The 21,793-nt window shown below is 64.9% G+C and carries 20 protein-coding genes and 1 pseudogene; 13 read left to right on the top strand and 8 right to left on the bottom strand.

Annotated features, from left to right (window positions below; translation table 11 throughout):
* Nucleotides 1–263: 263 nt before the first annotated feature.
* Nucleotides 264–959, bottom strand: coding sequence for a cell cycle transcriptional regulator TrcR (locus CT676_RS27345; RefSeq protein ID WP_085400950.1), 696 nt, complete (start codon nt 957–959; stop codon nt 264–266).
* Between the two features lie 265 nt (nt 960–1,224).
* Between CT676_RS27345 and ispH the strand changes: the two genes are divergently transcribed.
* From ispH to rnhA, 3 genes are read left to right on the top strand one after another with little or no spacing between them, the layout of a single operon-like run.
* Nucleotides 1,225–2,193, top strand: coding sequence for a 4-hydroxy-3-methylbut-2-enyl diphosphate reductase (gene ispH / locus CT676_RS27340; protein ID WP_063985850.1), 969 nt, complete (start codon nt 1,225–1,227; stop codon nt 2,191–2,193).
* Between the two features lie 6 nt (nt 2,194–2,199).
* Nucleotides 2,200–3,183 (top strand): homoserine kinase, encoded by a 984-nt coding sequence (locus tag CT676_RS27335; protein WP_085400952.1) that lies wholly within the window; start codon nt 2,200–2,202, stop codon nt 3,181–3,183.
* Nucleotides 3,180–3,644, top strand: a complete 465-nt coding sequence (rnhA, locus tag CT676_RS27330; protein ID WP_135215750.1) for a ribonuclease HI — start codon at nt 3,180–3,182, stop codon at nt 3,642–3,644. Before CT676_RS27335 ends, rnhA begins: the two co-directional genes overlap by 4 nt.
* A gap of 159 nt (nt 3,645–3,803) precedes the next feature.
* Here rnhA and CT676_RS27325 read toward each other — a convergent pair whose 3' ends face one another.
* The 6 genes from CT676_RS27325 to CT676_RS27300 all read right to left on the bottom strand — a co-directional run bounded on the left by CT676_RS27325 (nt 3,804) and on the right by CT676_RS27300 (nt 11,417).
* On the bottom strand, nt 3,804–4,289 hold the full coding sequence (locus CT676_RS27325; protein WP_007597501.1) for a peroxiredoxin: 486 nt from the start codon (nt 4,287–4,289) through the stop codon (nt 3,804–3,806).
* A gap of 96 nt (nt 4,290–4,385) precedes the next feature.
* Nucleotides 4,386–4,940 (bottom strand): DUF924 family protein, encoded by a 555-nt coding sequence (locus tag CT676_RS27320; RefSeq protein WP_085400955.1) that lies wholly within the window; start codon nt 4,938–4,940, stop codon nt 4,386–4,388.
* A gap of 16 nt (nt 4,941–4,956) precedes the next feature.
* The gene (locus CT676_RS27315; RefSeq protein WP_085400957.1) at nt 4,957–6,642 is read right to left on the bottom strand and encodes a long-chain fatty acid--CoA ligase; all 1,686 of its coding nucleotides are present in this window, start codon (nt 6,640–6,642) and stop codon (nt 4,957–4,959) included.
* A gap of 191 nt (nt 6,643–6,833) precedes the next feature.
* Nucleotides 6,834–8,303 carry a D-alanyl-D-alanine carboxypeptidase family protein gene (locus CT676_RS27310; protein WP_135215749.1) on the bottom strand — a complete coding sequence of 490 codons (1,470 nt, stop codon included), beginning with the start codon at nt 8,301–8,303 and terminating at the stop codon, nt 6,834–6,836.
* Between the two features lie 176 nt (nt 8,304–8,479).
* Entirely contained in the window at nt 8,480–10,276 is a 1,797-nt protein-coding gene (locus CT676_RS27305) for a glucan ABC transporter ATP-binding protein/ permease (protein WP_085400960.1), read from the bottom strand.
* A gap of 91 nt (nt 10,277–10,367) precedes the next feature.
* The gene (locus CT676_RS27300) at nt 10,368–11,417 is read right to left on the bottom strand and encodes an ABC transporter substrate-binding protein (protein WP_085400962.1); all 1,050 of its coding nucleotides are present in this window, start codon (nt 11,415–11,417) and stop codon (nt 10,368–10,370) included.
* A 227-nt stretch (nt 11,418–11,644) separates the two neighbouring features.
* Here CT676_RS27300 and CT676_RS27295 point away from each other — a divergent pair, with 227 nt between their 5' ends.
* From CT676_RS27295 to CT676_RS27265, 7 genes and pseudogenes are all read left to right on the top strand, one after another.
* Complete coding sequence (locus CT676_RS27295) at nt 11,645–12,022, top strand: hypothetical protein (RefSeq protein ID WP_071909294.1); 378 nt, start codon at nt 11,645–11,647, stop codon at nt 12,020–12,022.
* 148 nt (nt 12,023–12,170) lie between these two features.
* Nucleotides 12,171–12,575, top strand: a complete 405-nt coding sequence (gene hisE, locus CT676_RS27290) for a phosphoribosyl-ATP diphosphatase (RefSeq protein ID WP_028147364.1) — start codon at nt 12,171–12,173, stop codon at nt 12,573–12,575.
* 133 nt (nt 12,576–12,708) lie between these two features.
* Entirely contained in the window at nt 12,709–13,311 is a 603-nt protein-coding gene (locus tag CT676_RS27285; RefSeq protein ID WP_081369120.1) for a YqaA family protein, read from the top strand.
* A gap of 122 nt (nt 13,312–13,433) precedes the next feature.
* Nucleotides 13,434–13,973 (top strand): hypothetical protein, encoded by a 540-nt coding sequence (locus CT676_RS27280; RefSeq protein WP_085400964.1) that lies wholly within the window; start codon nt 13,434–13,436, stop codon nt 13,971–13,973.
* Between the two features lie 27 nt (nt 13,974–14,000).
* Nucleotides 14,001–15,397 (top strand): annotated as a pseudogene (locus CT676_RS27275) (aspartate ammonia-lyase).
* Nucleotides 15,398–15,552: 155 nt separating this feature from the next.
* Nucleotides 15,553–16,521 carry a nitronate monooxygenase family protein gene (locus CT676_RS27270; RefSeq protein ID WP_085400966.1) on the top strand — a complete coding sequence of 323 codons (969 nt, stop codon included), beginning with the start codon at nt 15,553–15,555 and terminating at the stop codon, nt 16,519–16,521.
* A 127-nt stretch (nt 16,522–16,648) separates the two neighbouring features.
* Entirely contained in the window at nt 16,649–17,422 is a 774-nt protein-coding gene (locus CT676_RS27265) for a thioesterase family protein (RefSeq protein ID WP_135215748.1), read from the top strand.
* Between the two features lie 422 nt (nt 17,423–17,844).
* Here CT676_RS27265 and CT676_RS27260 read toward each other — a convergent pair whose 3' ends face one another.
* The gene (locus CT676_RS27260; protein WP_085400969.1) at nt 17,845–19,407 is read right to left on the bottom strand and encodes an AMP-binding protein; all 1,563 of its coding nucleotides are present in this window, start codon (nt 19,405–19,407) and stop codon (nt 17,845–17,847) included.
* Nucleotides 19,408–19,515: 108 nt separating this feature from the next.
* On the opposite strand from CT676_RS27260, the gene CT676_RS27255 reads away from it, so the two are divergent.
* The 3 genes from CT676_RS27255 (at nt 19,516) to CT676_RS27245 (ending at nt 21,738) form a co-directional block, all read left to right on the top strand.
* The gene (locus CT676_RS27255) at nt 19,516–20,481 is read left to right on the top strand and encodes a nitronate monooxygenase (protein WP_085400971.1); all 966 of its coding nucleotides are present in this window, start codon (nt 19,516–19,518) and stop codon (nt 20,479–20,481) included.
* 169 nt (nt 20,482–20,650) lie between these two features.
* Nucleotides 20,651–20,899, top strand: coding sequence for a hypothetical protein (locus CT676_RS27250; protein WP_028147356.1), 249 nt, complete (start codon nt 20,651–20,653; stop codon nt 20,897–20,899).
* A 131-nt stretch (nt 20,900–21,030) separates the two neighbouring features.
* Nucleotides 21,031–21,738 (top strand): hypothetical protein, encoded by a 708-nt coding sequence (locus CT676_RS27245; protein WP_085399489.1) that lies wholly within the window; start codon nt 21,031–21,033, stop codon nt 21,736–21,738.
* Nucleotides 21,739–21,793: the final 55 nt, after the last annotated feature.

The following is a 21,793-nucleotide window of genomic DNA, read 5'->3' as shown; positions in this document are numbered from 1 at the left end:
CTCCCTCCCCCCTTGCGGGGGAGGGCGGGGGAGAGGGGCAGCCCAGCAAAAGGCGCGAGAGAGCTTCGCCAGACGCTTTGAATTGATGGAGGAAGTCCCCGTGGGGCAACCCCTCTCCCTAACCCTCCCCCGCAAGGGGGGAGGGGACTGCAGCTTGCGTGTGGCTGCATCTGTGCCGATCGCGAGGGTCTCCGCAAAACAAAAACGCGGCAGGTTTCCCTGCCGCGTTCGAATTGCGTTCGATCGTAACCGGGAGCGGAGCCTTACTCCTCCTCCTCGTCCTGCTTCTTGCCGCCGAGCGTCTTCAGCTTGGCGAACACGGCGTCGACGTTGAGATCGTCGTTCGATCGCTCCGCCGGCTCGAACTCGTCCTTCTTGGTGGTCTCGGAGGCCGGCAGCAGGGTGGCGCCGCCATAGGCTGTGTCGATCGGCTTTTCCTTCGCCGCGCGCGCCACTTCGAAATCGAGCTCGATCTGCGAGCAAAGGCCAAGGGTCACCGGGTCGATCGGGGTCAGCTGGGAGGTGTTCCAGTGGGTGCGGTCGCGAACGCTGGCGATGGTGCTCTTGGTGGTGCCGACCAGGCGCATGATCTGGGCGTCCTTGAGCTCTGGATGGCTGCGCAGCAGCCAGAGGATGGCGCTCGGGCGCTCGTGGCGGCGGGAGACCGGGGTGTAGCGCGGGCCCTTGCGCTTGGGCTGGGGCGGCAGCACGACCTTGCTCTCCTGAAGGCGGAGCCGGTAATCCGGGTTCTTCTCGCCCTTTTCGATCTCCTCGCGGGTCAGCTGGCCGTTGGAGAGGGGGTCCATGCCCTTGATGCCCTGGGCAGCGTCGCCGTCGGCGATCGCGCGCACCTCGAGGGGATGCATCTTGGTGAAATCGGCGACCTGGTCGAAGGTCAGCGCGGTGTTGTCGAGCAGCCAGACGGCGGTCGCCTTGGGCATCAGAGGTGCGTTGCTCATGGCAAATCTCCTTTGTGCTTCGCCCACCCCTCTGGAGGCGAAACCGGTGGTCATCAGCGATGACAGGGAATTCGCGCTATATAAGCCCGGAGGGGCTAGCCACGCAATGGTTCTGCTATAGATAGTGCCTTGACAGAGCCCGAAAGGGGGCCCAATTCCCTTGGAAGCGCCTGTAAAGTCCTAGCAGACCCATTAAAGCCCAATTCCATCCATTGACCGCCCCCGCCAGAAGGCGAAACGGGTGATTCGGTCCCGAGATCGCTCAATGTCAGCCAAACCAGACCTCAAGATCGTGCTTTGTTCTCCCCGCGGCTTCTGCGCCGGGGTGGTCCGGGCGATCGACACCGTGGAACGGGCGCTCGATAAATACGGCGCCCCCGTCTATGTTCGCCATGAGATTGTGCACAACAAATACGTCGTCGACGGGTTGAAGAAGAAGGGCGCGATCTTCGTCGAAGAGCTCGCCGAAATCCCGGAAAACACCACCGCGCCGGTGGTGTTCTCGGCCCATGGCGTGCCGAAATCGGTGCCGGCCGACGCCACCTCCCGCAATTTGTTCTCGCTGGATGCGACCTGCCCGCTGGTGACCAAGGTGCACCGCGAGGCCGCGATCCACTTCAAGCGTGGCCGCGAGATCTTCCTGATCGGCCACTCCCACCACCCCGAAGTGGTCGGCACGCTCGGCCAGCTTCCGGTCGGCGCCGTAACCCTGATCGAGACCGCCGAGGACGCCAAGACCATCGTCCCGAAGAACCCCGACAACATCGCCTTCGTGACGCAGACCACGCTGTCGATCGACGACACCGCGGAGATCGTGGCGCTGCTCAAGGAGCGTTTCCCGAACATCAACGGCCCGCACAAGGAAGACATCTGCTACGCCACCACCAACCGCCAGCTCGCGGTGAAGAAGGTGGCGCCGGTGGTCGACGCCCTGATCGTGGTCGGTGCGCCGAACTCGTCGAATTCGCAGCGCCTGCGTGAGGTCGCTGAGCGCGAAGGCTGCGGGATCGCGGTACTGGCGCAGCGCGCCACCGACATCGACTGGACCAGGTTTGGCAACATCAAGAGCCTCGGCATCACCGCGGGCGCGTCCGCGCCGGAAGTGATCGTCGAGGAGATCATGGATGCGTTCGCCGAGCGCTACACGCTGCATGTGGAGACGGTCTCGGCCGCGGAAGAGAACGAGTTCTTCCCGCTGCCGCGCCAGGTGCGCCCCGAAGCCGCCGCCGAGTAGACTTTTATGGCGGTCTACACCGACGTTGCCGCCGACGAGCTTGCGGATTTCCTGAAGCAATACGATCTCGGCGAATTGCTCTCCTACAAGGGCATCGCCGAGGGCGTCGAAAACACCAACTTCCTGCTGCACACCAGCAAGGGCTCGTTCATCCTCACGCTCTATGAGAAGCGCGTGGCGAAGACCGACCTGCCGTTCTTTCTCGCGCTGATGACGCATCTCGCTGAGCACGGCGTCACCTGCCCGCTGCCGGTGAAGGCCGGGGACGGCGAGGCGTTGCGCGAGCTGTCGGGCCGGCCGGCCGCGATCATCACCTTTCTCGAAGGCGTCTGGCCGCGCAAGCCGAACGTGGCCCATTGCGCCGGCGTCGGCGAGGGGCTGGCCAGGATGCATCTGGCCGGCGCCAATTTTGCGATCAAGCGTGGCAATGCGCTGTCGGTCTCCGGCTGGCGGCCGCTGTTCGACGCGGCGGCAAGCCGCGCCGACGAGGTCCAGCCGGGCCTGCATGCGTTTCTCGCCGCCGAGCTCGACTATCTCTCGAGCGGGGTCTGGCCGAGCAATCTGCCGGAGGGCGTGATCCACGCCGATCTCTTCAACGACAACGTCTTCTTCCTCGGCGACAAGCTCTCCGGCATCATCGACTTCACCTTCGCCTGCAACGACATGCTGGCCTATGACGTCGCGATCTGCCTGAATGCCTGGTGTTTCGAGCCGGACCATTCGTTCAACGTCACCAAGGCGCGCGCCTTCCTCAATGCCTATCGCCGGGTGCGAAAACTCTCCGAGGCGGAAGAAGCCGCGCTGCCGCTGCTCGCGCGCGGCGCCGCGATCCGCTTCCTGCTGACGCGGCTGGTCGACTGGCTCAACGTGCCTCCGGGGGCGCTGGTCAAGCCCAAGGATCCGCTGGAATATTTTCGCAAGCTGCGCTTCCACCAGAGCGTTTCCAGCGTGCGCGACTACGGGCTGATGCCGTCAGGACTGGTCGCGTGAGCGAGCTTCCCCTCGTCACGATCTATACCGACGGCGCCTGCTCGGGAAATCCCGGGCCCGGCGGCTGGGGCGCGATCCTGAAGTTCGGCGACAAGGAAAAAGAGCTGAACGGCGGCGAACGCCACACCACCAACAACCAGATGGAATTGATGGCGGCGATCTCCGCGCTCGAAGCGCTGAAGAAGCCGTGCACCGTCGATCTCTACACCGACAGCCAGTATGTGCGGCAGGGCATCACCGGCTGGATCCACGGCTGGAAGCGCAACGGCTGGCGCACCGCCGACAAGAAGCCGGTGAAGAATGTCGAGCTATGGCAGCGCCTCGATGCGGCGCTGAAGCAGCACGAGGTCCGCTGGCACTGGGTCAAGGGCCACGCCGGGCACCCGGAGAACGAGCGCGCGGATCAACTGGCGCGCGACGGGATCGTGAAGGCGCGGTTGCAGCAGCGGGTGGCGGAGTAGGCGACGCGCTGTCGGCGGCGTCGCCCGGTTTCGTAGGGTGGGCAAAGCGAAGCGTGCCCACGGCTTTTTCTCAATCGAGGAAAGATGGTGGGCACGGCGCTGACGCGCCTTTGCCCACCCTACGGGACTTCCTGCTTGGAAGGAGCCGGGGCCTAAAGCTTACAGCTGCCCCAGCAGCGTATCGCCACCGGAGACCTCGACCTTGCCGGGCATCGCTTCGAGGTTCAGCTTCTTCACCACGCCGTCCTCGACCAGCATCGAATAGCGCTTGGAGCGGATGCCGAGGCCGTTGCCGGAGGCGTCCAGCTCCATGCCGATCGCCTTGGCGAAGTCGGCATTGCCGTCGGCGAGGAAGATGGCCTCGTCGCGCTGGTCAGTATCGCGCTTCCAGGCGTTCATGACGAAAGCGTCGTTGACGGAGACGATGGCGATGGTGTCGACGCCCTTGTCCTTCATGGCATAGGCGTTGAGGAAGATGCTCGGCAGATGCATCTTGTGGCAGGTGCCGGTGTAGGCGCCGGGCACTGCGAACAGCGCCACTTTCTTGCCCTTGAAGATGTCGTCGGTGGTCTTCACCTGCGGACCCTCGGCCGTCATCACGCGGAATTTCGCCTCGGGCAGCTTGTCGCCAGTCTGGATCGCCATCGTCAGTCTCCCTGAAAATCGGTCCCGCTTTTTAGACCGTGCGGCGGCGCTGCACAACATTGGCGGCGAGGGTCGTGGTCCTTCACCGTTATGTCATCAGCCGGCAAAACCGCCGGCGTCGAGGAAGGCCTGTTCTTCCTCGGTGGTGGCGCGGTCGAGCAGGCGGTTGCGGTGGGGAAAGCGGCCGAACCGCTGGATGATGTCGGCGTGCTCCCGCGCGTATTTCAGGTTCTCGGCATTGTCTGTGTTCTGAAACAGCGCGACGCAATGTAACTGGTCGGGCAGGTGCTCGGAATGCATGAAGGGCAGATAGAGGAATTCGAGCAGGATGGGATCGATCCTGCGATCGACGCCCCGATCGATTGCGCGGCGGGCGACGTCGCGCGCCGGCGCGTCGCTGGCAAAGGCTTCCGGCGTGCCGCGAAACATGTTGCGGGGAAACTGGTCGAGCGCGATGATGAGCGCGAGCGCGCCCTCGTCGCTTTCTTCCCAGGAGGCCAGCTCGCCGGCGGTCGCCCGCTTCCATAGCGGAAGAAAGCGACGCCCGACCTCCGCGTCGAAAGCGTCGCTGCGCTTGTACCAGCGCTCGCGGCCGGCCTCGCGCCAGAAGGCGAGAATGCCTGATGGCGTGATGTCGCCGACGTCAGTCATGAACCCAAGGCGCGGCTTACGCCGCCTCCGCCTTCTTCTCGTCGCGGAGCTGCCGGCGCAGGATCTTGCCGACATTGGTCTTCGGCAGGTCGGTGCGGAATTCGATGTGCTTGGGCACCTTGTAGCCGGTGAGCTGCTCCTGACAGAACTTGATCACGGCTTCCGCGGTGAGGTTGGGATCCTTCTTCACCACGAACGCCTTCACCGCCTCGCCCGACTTGGAATCGGGGATGCCGATCACGGCGCATTCGAGCACGCCCGGATTGCTCGCGATCACTTCCTCGATCTCGTTCGGATAGACGTTGAAGCCCGAGACCAGGATCATGTCCTTCTTGCGGTCGACGATCTTGGTGTAGCCCTTCTCGTCCATCACGCCGATGTCGCCGGTGCGGAAATAGCCGTCGGCGGTCATCACCTTGTCGGTCTCTTCCGGCCTGTTCCAGTAGCCCGACATCACCTGCGGGCCCTTGGCGCAGATCTCGCCGGGCTGGCCGAGCGGGACTTCGTTGCCGTCGTCGTCGCGGATCGAGATCCAGGTCGAAGGCACGGGGATGCCGATCGATCCCGAGAACTCGGTCGTGGTCGCGGGATTGCAGGTCAGTGTCGGCGAGGTCTCCGAGAGGCCGTAGCCTTCGGCGATGAAGCAGCCGGTCACGGCCTTCCACTGCTCGGCGACGGGGCGCTGCACCGCCATGCCGCCGCCGTTCGAGATCTTCAGCTTGGAGAAGTCGAGCTTCTTGAAGTCGGGATGGTGCATCAACCCGTTGTAGAGCGTGTTCACGGCCGGGAAGCTGTTGACCTGGTACTTCGCCAGCTCCTTGACGAAGCCCGCGATGTCGCGCGGATTGGGGATCAGCAGATTGCAGCCGCCGGCGCGCACCGCGAGCAGGTAGCAGGCCGTCAGCGCGAAGATGTGATAGAGCGGCAGCGCGCAGACGATCATCAGCTGATCGACATGCGGCGGCGCGGCGAGTGCCGGCTGGAGCCAGGCGTCGTTCTGCAGCACGTTGGCGACGATGTTGCGGTGGAGCAGGGTGGCGCCCTTGGAGACGCCGGTGGTGCCGCCGGTATATTGCAGGAAGGCGACGTCGCCCGGCGACAGCTTCGGCTTGTTGAACGTCAGGCTGCGGCCGGCCGATACCGCGTCGTTGAAGGACACCGCGCCTGGCAGCGACCAGGCCGGCACCATCTTCTTGACGCGGCGGACGACGACGTTGACGATCATGCCCTTGAAGCCGAGCAGGTCGCCCATGCTGCCGACGATGACATGCTTGACTTGCGTCTTCGCGATCACCTGCTCGACCGTGTGGGCGAAATTCTCCAGCACGATGATGGCTTCGGCGCCGGAATCCTTGAGCTGATGCTCGAGCTCGCGCGGCGTGTAGAGCGGGTTGACGTTGACCACCGCGAAACCGGCGCGCAGCACGGCAGCGGTCGCGACCGGATATTGCAGCACGTTCGGCATCATGATCGCGACGCGGGCGCCACGTTGCAGGCCACGGCCCTGTAAATAGGAGGCGAGCGCCAGCGACATCTGGTCGAGGTCGCGATAGCTGATCGCCTTGTCCATGCAGATGAATGCCTTGCGGTCGGCGAACTTGGCGAAGCTCTCCTCCAGAAGGTCGACCAGCGATGCGTATTGGGTCGGCTCGATATCAGCAGGGACGCCGGGCGGATATTGCTTGAGCCAGATGCGCTCCATGGAAAACTCCCCTCAATTTACCAGAGCCCGTTGTGTCTCGGGCTTGCCTCATTGCGGCCAGTATCGAGCCTGCCGGAACGGGTGGCAAGCCGGTCGAGGCTTAGGACAAAGGTCAGGGAGTGGCTACTGGAATTGTCGCAAGCCGCTCTGCCGCAGGTGCGAAGCGCGGGCGCGGCTTGCGATGGGTGCCGTTAACTGTTGTTGGCCGGCTTGGCGGCGGGCTTGGTCGCGGCCTTGGGCTTGGCGGGCTTGGCCGCCTGATCGCCGCCTGCCGCAGGCTTCTCGGCGGGTTTCGCCGCCGCATCGTGCTTGGCCGCGGCATGCTTGGTCCCGGCCGGCTTCGCAGCGGACTTGGTATCGCTCTTGGCGTCAGGCTTGGCGGCAGCCGGCTTTGCCGCCGCCGTCTTGGCATCCTTCGGCTTGTCGGCTGGCTTGTCGGTCGCGTCGGGCTTCCTGGCGACGCGCGACTTCTTGCCACGCGGCTTTGGCGTGGCCTGCTGGTCGGCATCGGCCGCGACCGCCGCGATCAGGGCAGTGCCGGTGCGGGTCGGGCCGGTATAGACCAGCACGGGCTCGGCCGCCGCGGGCGCCGTGGCCATCAGCTCGGAGGCCTTCATCAGGGGCGGCTGAAGGCCCGCGGTGAAGAAGGTCACCTGGGCTTCGCCGCCGGTGGCGGAGGCCGATCCGGACGTGCCGCCATTGGTGGCGATCAGCGCGTCGTCATCGTCGCTGGCCGGCCGCTTGCGATGACCGCCGCACATGTCCTCGCGCAGGTTCGGCGGCGAGGCGTCGACCGGCACCAGCCTGTCGACGGTGCCGAGCGAGGGGCGGAGCCAGGTAAGATTGTCCTGGCTGAAGCCGCGCTCGAGCAGCTGCGCCGCCTTCACCGCACGCGCAGTGCCGGAGTTGGCGCCGAGCACGACGGCGATCAGCCGGCGGCCGTTGCGCGTGGCCGACGCCACGAGATTGTAGCCGGAGGCGCAGATGAAGCCGGTCTTGAAACCGTCGGCCCCGGGGTAGCGGCCGATCAGCTTGTTGAAATTGCCGGTGACGCGCTTGCCGAAGCGGATTGCCGGGATGTGTACGAAATATTCGTATTCCGGCAGGTCGCGCAGGAACGAGCGCGCGAGAATGCCGAGGTCGCGCGCGGACGTGATCTGGCCGTCAGCGGGCAGGCCGTTCGGATTGACGTAGCTCGTCTGCGTCATGCCGAGCTTCTGCGCGGTGTCGTTCATCATCGCCGAGAAGCCGTCGATCGAGCCGCCGACGCCTTCGGCGAGCACCACGGCCATGTCGTTCGCCGACTTCACCATCATCATCTTCAGCGCGTTGTCGACGGTGAGCTGCGTTCCCGGACGGAACCCCATCTTCGACGGCGATTGCGAAGCCGCCGTCGGCGACACCGTGATCAGCGTGTCGAGCGTGAGCCTGCCGTCCTTCACCGCCTTCAGCGTCACGTAGGCCGTCATGATTTTGGTGACGGAGGCCGGATACCACGGGATGGTCGCGTTCTCGGCCTGCAGCACCTTGCCGCTGTCGGCTTCGATCAGCAGCAGTGCTTCGGCGCTGGCCGTGCGCGGCGCAAGCAGCACCGCGGATGCGAGGGCCGCGGCGAACAGGTTGAACAGGGACTTGCGAAGCAGCGGGCGAAGGGCGTGCACTATCCGATTCCGGTCCTTGGAGACCCGCCGGTTCCGGTCGGCTCTCGTGATCTGATGTTCGGTTCTGAAATCCGGCGCCGCCGCTTGCGGCGTCGCAAACCTATACCGGCTTGTGCGTCGAGAATAGGGGCTTCGGCCGGGTATTCCGTGATGAAATAGGCCGAATTTCGACGATGCTATGGGGACTTGACCGCAGTCGCCGCAGCCTCAGCGGCCGTCACGCTGGCCCGTGCATTTTCCTGAACCATGAACTGGGCCCTGGCGAGCTCGGCAAAATGGCCGCCTTTGGCCACGAGTTCATCGAAAGTTCCGCTTTCGATCACGCGGCCGTTCTCGAACACCAGGATCCGCGTGGCGTTGCGGATGGTGGAGAGACGGTGGGCGATCACGAACGTGGTACGTCCCTTCATCACTTCGTCGAGAGCGGCGTTCACCTTGGCCTCGGTGACGGCGTCGAGCGCGCTGGTGGCCTCGTCCAGGATCAGGATCGGCGGATCCTTCAGCAGCGCGCGGGCGATCGACAGCCGCTGGCGCTCGCCGCCGGAGAGCATGCGGCCGCGCTCGCCGGCGTTGGTCTCGAAGCCGCCGCTGCGCTCGATGAATTCGAGCGCCTGCGCGCGCTCCGCGGCCTTGCGCATCTCCGCTTCGGTCGCATCCGGCTTGCCGACGTGCAAATTCTCCGCGATCGAGCGGTTGAACAGCAGCGCCTCCTGGAACACCACGCCGATGTTCCGGCGCAGCGACGTCAGCGTCACGCCGCGGACGTCCATGCCGTCGATCCTGATGAAGCCGGACTGCGGATCGAAGGCGCGATGCAGAAGCGCGATCGCGGTCGACTTGCCGGCGCCGGTCGCACCGACCAGCGCGATGGTCTGGCCGGGCAGCGCGGTGAAGGAGAGGTCCTCGACCGCCGGCCGCTTGCCGTCATAGGAGAAGGTGACGTCGTTGAATTCGACGAGGCCGGAGAGCCGCCCCGCATCGATCGCGTCGGGGCGGTCGTGGACTGTGGGCACGGCGTCGAGCACGTTGAAGAACTCGCGCAGCCGCGGGGCTTCCATGAACACGTTGTTGATGAAGCTCACGACCTGCTCGAGCTTCTGGATCAGCATCGTCGCGAAGCTCACGAACATCACGATCTCGCCGACGGAGGTCAGCCCCTGGTCGTGCAGCGCGATGCCGAGCGTGAAGATCGCGAGCACCGTGATGGTGGTGGAGGCGCGCGTGATGACGGTGACGAGCGCCCACCACGACAGCACCGGCATCTGCGCCGCGAGCAGGTCATCAGCGACGGAGCGCAAGCCCTTCACCTCGGATTCGACGCGCACAAAACTCTGCACCAGCGCGACGTTGCCGAGCGCGTCGGAGGCGCGCGCGGAGAGCTCGCTGTAGTGCTCCTCGACCTGCATCTGCATGCCGAAGGTTCGGCGCACGACGAAGGTCGTCAGCGCGGTGAAGACGACGCAGAGCACGAACAGCAGGACCGCGAGCCGCCAGTTCAGGTAGAGCGACAATGGCAGCAGCACCACGACCGACAGGATCGCGGCAAAGTGCTCGCGGAAGAAGCCGAGCCACAACCGCCACAGCGCATCGGTGCCGTTGAGCATCACCTTCATGAGCCGGCCCGAATGGGTGCCTGAGTGGAAGGTCAGCGGCAGTTGCAGAATATGCTCGAAATAGTCGGTCAGCACCGCTTGGCGCTGGCGGTGGGAGAGCCGGTCGGCTTGCAAAGCCACGATCGCGCTGCAGCCGATGGTGAACAGCCCGAACGCCACCCAGGCCAGCAGGAACGGCCAGGCCGAATTCGACCCGGCGACCGACTTGCCGGAGAGCACGTCGACGATCCGGCCGAACAGCACGGGTTCCGCGAACTGCGAGGCGGCGAGCAGCAGATTGGCGAACGCCAGCAGCCAGCCCAGCCGCGCCTCCTTGCCGAGCAGCTCGAGAACGCGGGTGTAGAGGCTGAAAATGGACATGCGGGCGAGGAACTCAGGCGGATCGAACGAGGTGAGTCCACATTCTAATCAGGGATCGCCCGCGAGATACAGCGGAAGCTGCGGGTTTTGCTCAGTTGATCAGTCGTCCCGCGACCGGCGGCAGGAACCGGTCGTCGAAGATATCGCCGGCCGCCGGCCGTTTGCGAAATTTGAAATCCTGCGCGATCTGGTCGATCGAGCGGTCCAGGCGCGCCGGGTCGATGCCGCCGAGGCCGTTGCGCTTGACCTCGTCCGTCAGGATGTTGTCGATGAGCACGCTGCGCAGGCGTTCCCGCTCGAGGTCGCGGTCGCCGTCGTCGATCCGGCTCGTGGCTTCGTCCGCCGCACGGGCCGGCTCTTTGATGGTCGCGTTGACGCCGGCGATCAATGCGCGGACGAAGCCCTTCACGGCGTCGGGCTTCGCGGCGGCGAAAGCGGGGTTGGCCACAACGGCGAAGCCGTAGGCCTCGCAGCCATAGTCGGCATAGCGGAGTACCACGAGATCGCCACCGGGCACGCCGCGGTCGCGCAGGTTCACCGCCGAGAGATAGCTGAAGCCGGCGACGGCATCGACCTGGCCCGCGGAGAGGAGCGGCTCGCGGACCGCGGCGCTGATCTTGTGGAATTTCACTTGCGACGCGTTGATGCCGTTCTGCTGCGCCAGCGCCGGCCACAGCCGCATCGACAGATCGCCGTCGGCGACGCCGACGGTCTTGCCGTCGAGGTCGGGCAGCAAGTGAATGCCGCGGCTCCTGCGCGCGACGATCGCGTAAGGCGCGCGATTGAACAACACGAACACGGCTTTGACCGGCGCCGCATCGTCCTTGTCGCGAAAGCGGATCAGCTCGTTGATGTCGACGAGCGCGAGCTCGCTGTCGCCCTTGGCGACGCGCGCGAGCGCCTCCGGCGATCCGGTGGCGCTCTTGAAGGACACGTTGAGACGCTCGGCGCCGAAATTGCCGTCCTTCGCGGCAAGGAAGAACGGCGCCATGCTCGCATCGACAGGACGATCGAATGTGAAGTGGATCGCGGTGGACGGCGCAGCAGTCTCGGCCGCGCTGACGTCGCGCGCAGCCAGCGCGGCGAGCGAGATTGCAATGGCCAGCAGGCCGCGAAGGGCGATCGTCTTGAATGCAAACATCAGTGGCGCCGGTCCCGCATTGTTGTGGTTTCGTGACGCTCGCAGCGCCGGCCAGCGACGAGCCTGCGCGCGCCAACATGAACGGCGGATGAGCGGGGGTTGCGTGATCATGACGCAACCCCGTTCAGCTTCTGTTGGGGTTCCGGAACCCAACATGGGCTGCGGGTGTTTGAAAGACATGAGCCTGTCGTCAGGCACCATTCGAGGTCCCAAGGAGGGTCCAGGACATGTTTGACCGATTTTCGAGATTTGCCGGCCGCAAGGCCGTCTTTGCCACCGCCGCGGTGCTGGCGCTGACCGCGGTCGCCCCGACCGCCTCATACGCAGGCGGCCGCCACTGGCATGGCGGTGGCGGCGGTGCTGCGGCTGCCGCGGCCTTTGCCGGCATCATCGGCACCGGCCTTGCGATCGCTGCGACCCGTGACGCCTACGCTTATGATTACGGTCCGGGTCCGGGTTATGGCTATTACGGCGGCCCTGCCTATTACAGTGGCCCCGCCTACGGTCCTTACTACGGCCCGGGCCCGAACTACCAATATCAGCGCTATGGCGGCACGGCTCCGTCGGAGCTCTGTGGCCAGGGCTACATGCAGAACTGCTACTAGCCTTGGCTACCAAGTCCTTGGCTACCAAGTCCTTGGCTACCAAGTCTTGACCACAACGGGCCGTCGCGCTTGCCGCGGCGGCCTGTTTTTCGCTTTTAACCCTGCGCGTTAACGCGCTCGCCATTGGTTTAGGGTAGTTTTGAGTACCATGAGTGATTCGCTTGAGCGGCTATATCTGGCTGTGCTCGCGGCCAAGGATCTTGATCCGGCAACATCGCGTACCGCCCGGCTGTTTCAGCGTGGGCCATCCAAAATGGCGAAGAAACTGGCCGAAGAAGCCATTGAGGTCGTCATCGACGCGGTCAATGGCGATAGCGAGGCCGTGATCCGGGAAAGCGCCGACCTGCTCTACAATCTCACGGTGCTCTGGGCCTCGGCCGGCGTGCGCCCGGAGGATGTCTGGCGCGAGATGGCGCGGCGGGAAGACATGCTCGGCATTGCCGAGAAGCTGCCGAAGTCGCCGATGAAGCTGCCCAAAGTCGCGTCACCGCGCGTTGCCGCCAGGCGGCCAATTGTCGCGCTGGAAGGGCGCGTCTCGCGCAAGCGCCACTAAAGCGCGGTGAAACCGGAGCAAAGCGTCATCGCGCTTTAGGTTGTTGTTTGCGCGCGATCTTTCGGAAAACCGCGACACACTGTTCCGGATCACGCCAAATCGTCACAAAACTCGCGATGGACAAATCCGTCCCATGGTGCTTCATCGCGGCGCCATGCTGAAACGTATCTACGACTGGTGCATCGACGCCGCCCACAAGCCCTACGCGCTCTGGATCATGGGAGCCGTGGCTTTCGCAGAAAGCTCCTTCTTTCCGGTCCCGCCGGATGTGATGCTGATCCCGATGTCGCTGGCGCGCCCGCAGCGCGCCTGGCTCTACGCCGCGGTCTGCACCGCGACCTCGGTGGTGGGCGGTCTGCTGGGCTACGCCATCGGTGCGCTGCTGTTTGACTCGGTCGGCCATTGGCTGATCCAGGTCTATGGTCTCGGCGACAAGGTCGATGCCTTCCGCGCCTCCTATGCGGAATGGGGCGCGGTGATCATCCTGCTCAAGGGCCTGACACCGATCCCCTACAAGCTCGTCACCATCACCTCGGGCTTTGCCGGTTACAATATCGGCCTGTTCATCCTGTGCTCGATCGTCGCGCGCGGCGGCCGTTTCTTCATCGTCGCGATCCTGCTCAACCGCTATGGCGACTGGATCCGCGTCAGGATCGAGAAGCATCTCGGTCTCTGGGTGGCGCTCGGCGCCGCCGTGCTGGTGCTCGGCTTCGTCGTAGCGGTCAAGCTGATCTAGGGAATGATCCGGACCCGAAGGGCCGCCTCAGCGCAACGTGTGAAGCCGTTCTCCGCAAAGATCATGTTCGCTCAATAACCCCGCGCTTTGCCGCTGCGCCGGGTTCGGCTACGGTTGCCGTCATGATGGTTCGATCCGGCAATCCGGTCCTCCGACCGGGGACGCTGATATTCGCAGTGCTTTCGCTCCTGCTCGGTGCCGGCAGCACCAGCTGGCCGCAATCCGCGCCGCCGGCGCTCGGCTTGCAGGAGCAGGGACCGCAGACCGCGCCGCCGCCCTCGACATCAGCTCCTTCGTCGCCGCCGGCGCGCGAGGAAAATCCCGGACTGATCAACGAAATGGGCAAGCTGTTCGACAAGCTGCCCTCGATCCTGCCACCGATCAAAAGCCCGAGCGAGACCATGAACGACCTGTCGCGGCTGGCGACGCCGTCGGCCATGGTGTCGGGGCGCATGGCCTGCCCCGCCTCGTCGAATGGCGCGCCCGACTGCAAGCAGGCCGCCGACCAGCTCTGCCAGAGCAAGGGCTACAAGGAAGGCAAGAGCCTGAACGCCGATTCCGCGGAAAAATGCTCGGCCAAGGTTCTGATCCCGGGCCGGCAACGCAAACCGGATGACTGCCGCACCGATACCTTCGTCACCAGCGCGCTGTGCCAGAACTGAGGACGTAGCGCCAGCAAAGGAGCGCCCATGAGCCGCACGGAGCAGGACTTCCTCGGACAGCGCGAGATCGCCGACGACATCTACTACGGCGTCCAGACCATCCGCGGGAAGGAGAACTTCCACATCACCGGCATTCCGATGAACCAGGAGCCTTACTTCGTGAAGGCGCTCGGTTACGTCAAGAAGGCTGCCGCGCCAACCGCGACCTCGGCGCGGTCGATGCGAAAGTTGCGGACGCGATCATCCAGGGCTGCGACCGCGTCATCGCCGGCGACATGATGGATCAGTTCGTCACCGACTTCATCCAGGGCGGCGCCGGCACCTCCACCAACATGAACGCCAACGAGGTGATCGCCAATCTCGCGCTGGAATCGCTCGGCTTCAGCAAGGGCGACTACCAGCATGTCAGCCCGAACGACCATGTCAATTACGGCCAGTCGACCAACGACACCTATCCGACCGCGTTCCGGCTGGCGCTGATCCTGCGGCTCGAGAGCTACATGACGGCGCTGCGCCAGCTCCAGGAGGCCTTCTTCACCAAGGGCCGCGAGTTCGAGCGCGTGCTGAAGATGGGGCGCACGCATCTTCAGGACGCCGTGCCGATGTCGCTCGGCGCCGAATTCCGCGGTTGGGGCACCACGATCGGCGAGGAGGTCGACCGCATCTCCGAGGCGCGCGCGCTGCTGCGCGAGATCAATCTCGGCGCCACCGCGATCGGCACCTCCGTCACTGCGGCTGTCGGCTATCCAAAACTCGCGGTCCGGCATTTGAGCGCGCTGACCGGCGTCGACTTCATCCTCGCCGGCGATCTCGTCGAGGCGACCTCGGACACCGGCGCCTATGTGCAGCTCTCCGGCGTGCTCAAGCGCACGGCGAGCAAGCTGACGAAGATCTGCAACGACATCCGCCTGCTGGCCTCGGGCCCGCGCGCCGGCTTCAACGAGATCAACCTGCCGCAGCTCCAGCCGGGCTCGTCGATCATGCCGGGCAAGGTCAACCCTGTCATCCCCGAGGTCGTCAACCAGACCAGCTTCCTCGTCATCGGCCTCGACACCACGGTGACGCTGGCCGCAAGTGCCGGCCAGCTTCAGCTCAACGTGATGGAGCCGGTGATCTCGTTCGCGCTGTTCTTCTCGATCCGCACCATGGAGCGCGCGGTCAACAGCCTGCGCGAGAACTGTGTTGTCGGCATCACCGCCAACGAGGAGCACACCCGCAACATGGTGCTGAACTCGCTCGGCATCGTTACGGTGCTGAAGCCGCTGCTCGGCTACAAGCAATGCGCCGAGATCGCGCGCGAGGGCTACAAGAGCGGCAAGTCGCTGCACCAGATCGTGGTGGTCGAACGCAAGCTGCTGACGCAGGAGAAATGGGACGAGATGTTCTCGTTCGAGCGGCTGATCAATCCGGATTTGATCGGGTGATGCCGCCCGCGTTTGCGTAGCGAATTCCGCATGTTGGAATTGCGGTAACGGCATCCGCCACGGCGTCAAAACGCAATACTTGACAGTGGAAAGATTGCCTTGTTGGTATGGCCTCCAGCTTTCGATTTGCTCGCCACCAAAGGATCGTTTCGCCTATGTCCATGCCTGCCTTGTTCAAGGGGCGCTTGTCGATCCCCGTGATCGGTTCGCCGCTCTTCATCATCTCGGTGCCCGATCTCGTGATCGCGCAGTGCAAGGCCGGCGTGGTCGGCTCGTTTCCGTCGCTGAACGCACGGCCGCCGGAGCTGCTCGACGAATGGCTGGCGCGGATCACCGAAGAGCTCGCGGCCCATGACCGTGCCCATCCCGACAAGCCGTCGGCGCCGTTCGCGGTGAACCAGATCGTGCACAAGTCGAACAACCGGCTCGATCACGACATGCAGCTCTGCGCCAAGTACAAGGTGCCGATGATCATCTCGTCGCTCGGCGCGCGCGAGGAGCTCAATCAAGCGGTGCACGGCTGGGGCGGCATCGTCTTCCACGACGTGATCAACCAGAAGTTCGCCCACAAGGCGATCGAGAAGGGCGCCGATGGCCTGATCCTGGTTGCGGCCGGCGCCGGCGGCCATGCCGGCACCATCTCGCCGCTGGCCTTCGTTGCAGAAACGCGAAAATGGTTCGATGGCCCGATCGCGCTGTCGGGTGCGATCGGCAACGGCAAGGCGATCCGCGCCGCGCGCATCCTCGGCGCCGACTTCGCCTATATCGGCTCGGCCTTCATTGCGACCAAGGAAGCCAACGCGGTCGAGAAATACAAGGAGATGATCGCGGGCTCGACGGCCGACGACATCGTCTACTCCAACCTCTTCACCGGCGTGCACGGCAACTATCTGAAGCCGTCGATCCTCGCGGCCGGCATGGATCCGGAAAACCTGCCGACGTCCGATCCGTCCAAGATGAACTTCGGCACGGATGCCTCCGGCGAGCGCGCCAAGCCGAAAGCCTGGAAGGAGATCTGGGGTTCGGGCCAGGGCATCGGCAGCGTCGACGGCATCATCCCCGCCGCCGATCTGATCGCGCGCTTCAAGAAGGAATATGACGAGGCGATCGATCCGCCGCTCTAACCGCTCTCGTGTCCCGGACGCGCTGCAGCGCGCAACGCTGCTGCGCAGAGCCGGGACCCATCGCTGCAGCACATGACCCCGGCGCTGCGCTGCGTCCGGGGGACGCCAGCCGAGATACCGTGCAAACATGACCGCCATCTACCGCGTCGACGGCAACAACGTCGTCACCAGCCCTAATGCTGCCGGTCCGTGGGACCGGCGCATGCAGCACGGCTCAGCGCCGTCCGCGCTGGTGACGTGGGCGGCGGAACGCATTCCGACGCCGGTGCCGATGAATGTTGCGCGCGTCACCATCGACTTGATGCGCCCGGTGCCGGTGGCGCCGCTCACGATCGAGAGCGAGGTTTTGCGCGAGGGGCGCAAGATCCAGCTCTGCGAGATCAAGTTGTTCGCCGACGGTATTCAGGTCGTCGATGCCACCGTGCTCAAGATCAAGCGGCAATCACAGCCTTTGCCGGACGACGTCAAGGAGTTGCCGGTCACGCTGCCGTCGCCCGAGGACTCGCTGGTCGAGGACGGCCATGGCGCGACCAGTCCGTTCGCAGGCATGGTCTCGATGCGCGCCGCGCGCGGCCGGTTCGGCCAGGCCGGGGCCGGCGCGATCTGGTTTCGCCTCGACCATCCGCTGGTCGAAGGCGAAGCGGTCTCGCAGGCGATGCGCGCCGTGGTCGCTGCCGATTTCTCCAACGGCACCGCCTCGACGCTCGACTTCCGCGCCTGGACCTACATCAATGCCGACCTTACTGTGAACCTATCGCGCCAGCCGGGCGGCGAGTGGATCTTGCTCGACGGCGAATCCTGGATCGGTCCCGACGGCGCCGGCCTCGCGATGTCGCGGCTCGCGGATCGTCGCGGCTATTTCGGCCGGGCGGTGCAGAGTCTGGTGATCGAAAAGCGGTAAGCGTGTCGGCAAGCGCCGTGATCGCTCCTTGCGCCGATGGAACGGCAGACTTCCGCCGCCGCGGAAGGGATGCCCTGGTCGCGAACCTCTTCTTGTCCGGAGGTCTCTGTTCGACGCCAGCGTCCTGCCAGTTCAGCTGCCGTAGACGATCTTGATCTCCCACAGCAGGACGATGATAGCCGTGATCAACGTGATCGCGGCCAACGCACTTTCCAAGGAAGCGACTCTCATTTGATACTCCGCTTCCCAGCCCCGTCAGCGGTCTAATTGATTCGTTGATTCGCCTGCAATTGCGCGGACGGCGTGCCTGAAAAGTCCCTTCCGAGCTGTTGTTCGCGGGTCACAGCGACCCGTAGAACCCCGGAGTGCGGCCGCGGGAATACGTGCGGTGCTACCTGCCACAAGTTGCAGATCGGGGATGACTACCCCACCATCCGGTCCCGTCCACTCCAGAAGCCCGCGCGCAGCACCTTCTTGTCGACCTTGCCGACGCCGGTCATCGGCAGCTGCTTGACGAACTGGATCTGCTTCGGTGCATGTGCCGAGCCTTTTCGCGTCCTCACCAGATTGATCAGCTCGTCCGGATCGGGCTGTGCCCCCTCACGCGGCACGACGATGGCGGTAACGGCTTCGCCCCATTTCTCGTCGGGAATGCCGACGACCGCGACCATCGCGACATCCGCATGCTGCGACAGCACGTCCTCGACCTCGCGCGGAAAAATGTTGAAGCCGCCGGAGACGATCATGTCCTTCTTGCGGTCGAGGATGAACATGTAGCCGCGCTCGTCCTTGCGCGCGACGTCGCCGGTGTGGACCCAACCATGCTTCAGCGTCTCGGCCGTGATGTCGGGCCGCTTCCAGTATTCGGCCATGACATGCGGCGCGCGCACGCAGATCTCGCCGGCTTCGCCCGTCTTTACTTCCTGGTCGTTGTCGTCGAGAATCCTGACCTCGCAGGTCGAGATCGGGAAGCCGCAGGACAGGAACAGCTCCGGCGTCCTGGGATCGTGATCAGCCTTTCGCAGCACCGAAATCGGATAGCATTCGGTCTGCCCGTAAAGCTGCGAGAACACCGGCCCAATGCGTTCGATGCCCTCGACCAGCCGGCTCGGCGACATCGCGGAGGCGCCGTAGAGCACGAGCTCGAGTGAGGACAGATCGGTCCTGCTCAGCGCGGGATGATCGAGCAGCACATAGATCATGGTCGGCACGAACAGCGTGAAATTGATGCGCTCGCGCGCGATCGTCGCCAGCACCGCCTCGGGATCGAAGCCTTTCAGCATGTGCACGGTGCCCCCGCGCATCAGGGTCGGCACTACTTTCGTGCCGGCGACATGGCTGATCGGGGCAACCGCGAGGTAGTGCGGGGTGTCAGGGATCTCGAAGTCGGCGAGGATCGCGGCAGCACCACCGGCGTTCTCGCGGTGATAGCGCAGTGCGCCCTTGGATTTTCCGGTCGTGCCACCGGTGTAATTCAGCGTTGAGAGATCGTCGGGGCCGGCGAAGCAATGCGCGCCGGCGTAGCCTTCGATCTCGATCGCCTGCAACAGGTCGACGCCATAGTCGGCCGGTCCCGTGGTGAAGACCGCCTTGAGCCGGCTCGCACTCGCGGCAAGCTCGCCGCCGCGATCGCGGAAGGTGGCGGCATCGACCACCAGCATCTCGGCCTCGGAATCCTCGAGCTGGAAGAGCTGGTCTGCCCTCGATCCCAGCGGATGCAGCCAGGTGACGCAGAGCCTGGATAATTGCGCGGCGACACCGGCGCACCAGGTGTCGGCACGGTTCGCGGTGAGGAACGCGACGCGCGCGCCGGGCTGCAAGCCCAGCCGCATGAACACGGCCTGGATGCGTCCGATCAGGTCGATGGTGCCCTGATAGCTCAGCGATCCACCGGGCCAGGCGAAAGCGGTGCGGCCGGGATAGCGCGACAGTGCCCGCAGCGTCTGCGCGCAAGTCGGGGACGATGCGTGGAGCGGATCGGACATATGTTTCCCCGTTGTTTTGTCATCGGCTTTTGACGTGCCAATGTTTGTGCGCAACGCTAGCACAGAGAATGCGGGATGGAACGACAAAGCCCGTGCAAGGAGGCGTGAGTGACATCCGATCGACTGCAACACTTCCGTGATCGTCTCGCTCTGCCCTTGATCGCGGCGCCGATGTTTCTGGTGTCGGGCGTCGAGCTCATGGTCGCGGCCTGTCGCAATGGCGTGATCGGCAGCTTCCCCACCGTGAATTGCCGCGGCACGGAACAGCTCGAGGCGTGGCTCACCGAGATCGAAACGCGACTGCGGCAACACGAAGATCACACAGGTCGTAAGGCCGCGCCGCTTTGCCCGAACCTGATCGTGCATCGCTCCAACGCGCGGCTGGAGCAGGATCTCGCGGTGCTGCTGCGACACAAGCCGGAGATCGTCATCACCTCTGTTGGATCGCCCGCGCCGGTGTTGAAGCCGCTGCACGATGCCGGCGCGCTGGTGCTGGCGGACGTGGCCTCGATCCGCCACGCCCAGCGTGCGGCGGAAGCCGGCGCCGACGGGCTGGTGCTGCTCACCGCGGGCGCAGGCGGGCAGACCGGCTGGCTCAATCCGTTCGCTTTCGTCCGCGCGGTGCGCGCATTCTTTGACGGCATCATCGTGCTCGCCGGAGGCATCAGCGACGGCCGCGCGCTGCGTGCGGCTGAAGTCCTCGGCTGCGATCTCGGCTACATGGGCACGAAATTCATCGCGACGCGCGAGAGCATGGCGGACGAGCGCCACAAGGAGATGCTGGTCGACAGCAGCGCCGACGACATCCTGCTGACCACCGCGTTCACGGGGTTGCAGACCAGCATGCTGAAGCCGTCGATCTTGGCTGCGGGCCTCGATCCCGACGATCTGCCGGCACGTGGCGCGATCGATATAGGCAAGGACATTGACGTCGACGCGCGCGAAAACCGCCCGAAACGCTGGCGCGATATCTGGAGCGGGGGACACGCGACATCGGGCGTGACCGACGTGATGGCGGTCGACGATCTCGTGGCGCGGACCCTCGCCGAATATCGCGATGCGGGCGGGCGGTAGGCGGCGTCCTTCCCCTCGCCCAGCTTGCGGGGGAGGGAGAGGAGGGGCCGTCGCTCCCGATCACAGTTAATCGAGCGCTCCTCCGCGGCCCCGTACTTAACGGCAGATTAACCAACGCCCGCCAAGAATCCCCCTCACGGCCGCCAATCAGGACCGAGAGGGACAGGCGATGGACTTCGATTTTCTCAATAGCAAGACAGCCGCGACGCTGGACGAAATCCGGGTCCGCGTGGCCCATGCTCTGGCCCGTCATCCGCTGTGCCGCAACGTGCGCTTCGACATCCTCAGCGTCCCCCGCACCCGCCGGGGCGGCAATTGGACGGTGACGCTGCAATCGGTCGAGCCGCGCGCGGTCTGGGAGGCCTCCGAGATCGTCGCCGACATCCAGGATGCCTACGACCTGGCGCTAGCTGCCTGATTTCCTTGAGATTTCGGGGCATGTCGCCACAGTCCGCGCGATTGCCGTCGCGATGGCTCGGTTAAGCCTTATTTACCGCCCAGTTTCCGGGCACTCGTCACGTGGACTTGAAGCTGGGCCTGGAGAGACGTTTGTCCAAAGCCATCACCATCGTCGTGCTGACCTGTTTCCTCGTCCTCGGCGCCGCCACCACCGCCATCCTCGGCCGTGACAGCGTGCCCAGCGTCAGCGCGGAGATGATCACGCAGGCCCCGCCGCCCAAGCAGCTTTCGACAAATCGCGCCGCCAAGGCCGACCGCCTGGTCCCGACGCTGGCACTGGCCTCGGCCGCGATCGATCCGGTCCAGGTCTCCGCCGACAAGCTTTCGCAGGCGCCGGTGCTGACCGAGCCGCTGCGCCAGGCGTTTGCCGCCGCAACGCCCGCCGATTTCCCGATGCCCAAGGCGAGTGTGCATGAAGCGCCCGCTGCCGCAGAGGCTCCCGTCGAAGCTCCGGCCAAGCCGAAAGCCGCCGCCAAGCCGCAGCCGCAGAAAAACTATTCGTTGCTGTCCGACGTGCAGATCGCGGGCATCAGAGATCGCCTGAAACTGTCGTCGTCGCAGGAATATTACTGGCCCTCGGTCGAGACCGCGCTGCGCAATGTCGTCCGCAAGATCTCCGCGAACAAGCTCTCCAATCCGAACGCGCCGGGCGTGCCGATCGATCCGAACTGCGACGAGGTCCAGCAGTTGAAGTCGGCCGCAATGCCGCTGCTGTTCCAGCTGCGCGAGGATCAGAAGGAAGAAGTTCGCAAGCTCGCCCGAATCATCGGGCTTGAAAAAGTCGCGCAGCAGATCTGACGCGCAAGTTCCTCCGGGAACTGCGTCCCGCATCGGGAACATCCGGCAATCGACA

This window comes from Bradyrhizobium sp. MOS001, from assembly GCF_004634465.1.
GTDB lineage: Bacteria > Pseudomonadota > Alphaproteobacteria > Rhizobiales > Xanthobacteraceae > Bradyrhizobium > Bradyrhizobium barranii.
The sequence above is the reverse complement of the archived record's forward strand: the minus strand, read 5'-3'. Positions and strand labels throughout refer to the sequence as shown.

Coding starts and splice junctions, on each gene's coding strand:
- CT676_RS27345 (WP_085400950.1), bottom strand. CDS start 959: ATGAGCAACGCACCTCTGATGCCCAAGGCGACCGCCGTCTGGCTGCTC.
- ispH (WP_063985850.1), top strand. CDS start 1,225: ATGTCAGCCAAACCAGACCTCAAGATCGTGCTTTGTTCTCCCCGCGGC.
- CT676_RS27335 (WP_085400952.1), top strand. CDS start 2,200: ATGGCGGTCTACACCGACGTTGCCGCCGACGAGCTTGCGGATTTCCTG.
- CT676_RS27325 (WP_007597501.1), bottom strand. CDS start 4,289: ATGGCGATCCAGACTGGCGACAAGCTGCCCGAGGCGAAATTCCGCGTG.
- CT676_RS27320 (WP_085400955.1), bottom strand. CDS start 4,940: ATGACTGACGTCGGCGACATCACGCCATCAGGCATTCTCGCCTTCTGG.
- CT676_RS27315 (WP_085400957.1), bottom strand. CDS start 6,642: ATGGAGCGCATCTGGCTCAAGCAATATCCGCCCGGCGTCCCTGCTGAT.
- CT676_RS27305 (WP_085400960.1), bottom strand. CDS start 10,276: ATGTCCATTTTCAGCCTCTACACCCGCGTTCTCGAGCTGCTCGGCAAG.
- CT676_RS27300 (WP_085400962.1), bottom strand. CDS start 11,417: ATGTTTGCATTCAAGACGATCGCCCTTCGCGGCCTGCTGGCCATTGCA.
- CT676_RS27295 (WP_071909294.1), top strand. CDS start 11,645: ATGTTTGACCGATTTTCGAGATTTGCCGGCCGCAAGGCCGTCTTTGCC.
- hisE (WP_028147364.1), top strand. CDS start 12,171: ATGAGTGATTCGCTTGAGCGGCTATATCTGGCTGTGCTCGCGGCCAAG.
- CT676_RS27285 (WP_081369120.1), top strand. CDS start 12,709: ATGGTGCTTCATCGCGGCGCCATGCTGAAACGTATCTACGACTGGTGC.
- CT676_RS27280 (WP_085400964.1), top strand. CDS start 13,434: ATGATGGTTCGATCCGGCAATCCGGTCCTCCGACCGGGGACGCTGATA.
- CT676_RS27270 (WP_085400966.1), top strand. CDS start 15,553: ATGTCCATGCCTGCCTTGTTCAAGGGGCGCTTGTCGATCCCCGTGATC.
- CT676_RS27265 (WP_135215748.1), top strand. CDS start 16,649: ATGACCGCCATCTACCGCGTCGACGGCAACAACGTCGTCACCAGCCCT.
- CT676_RS27260 (WP_085400969.1), bottom strand. CDS start 19,407: ATGTCCGATCCGCTCCACGCATCGTCCCCGACTTGCGCGCAGACGCTG.
- CT676_RS27250 (WP_028147356.1), top strand. CDS start 20,651: ATGGACTTCGATTTTCTCAATAGCAAGACAGCCGCGACGCTGGACGAA.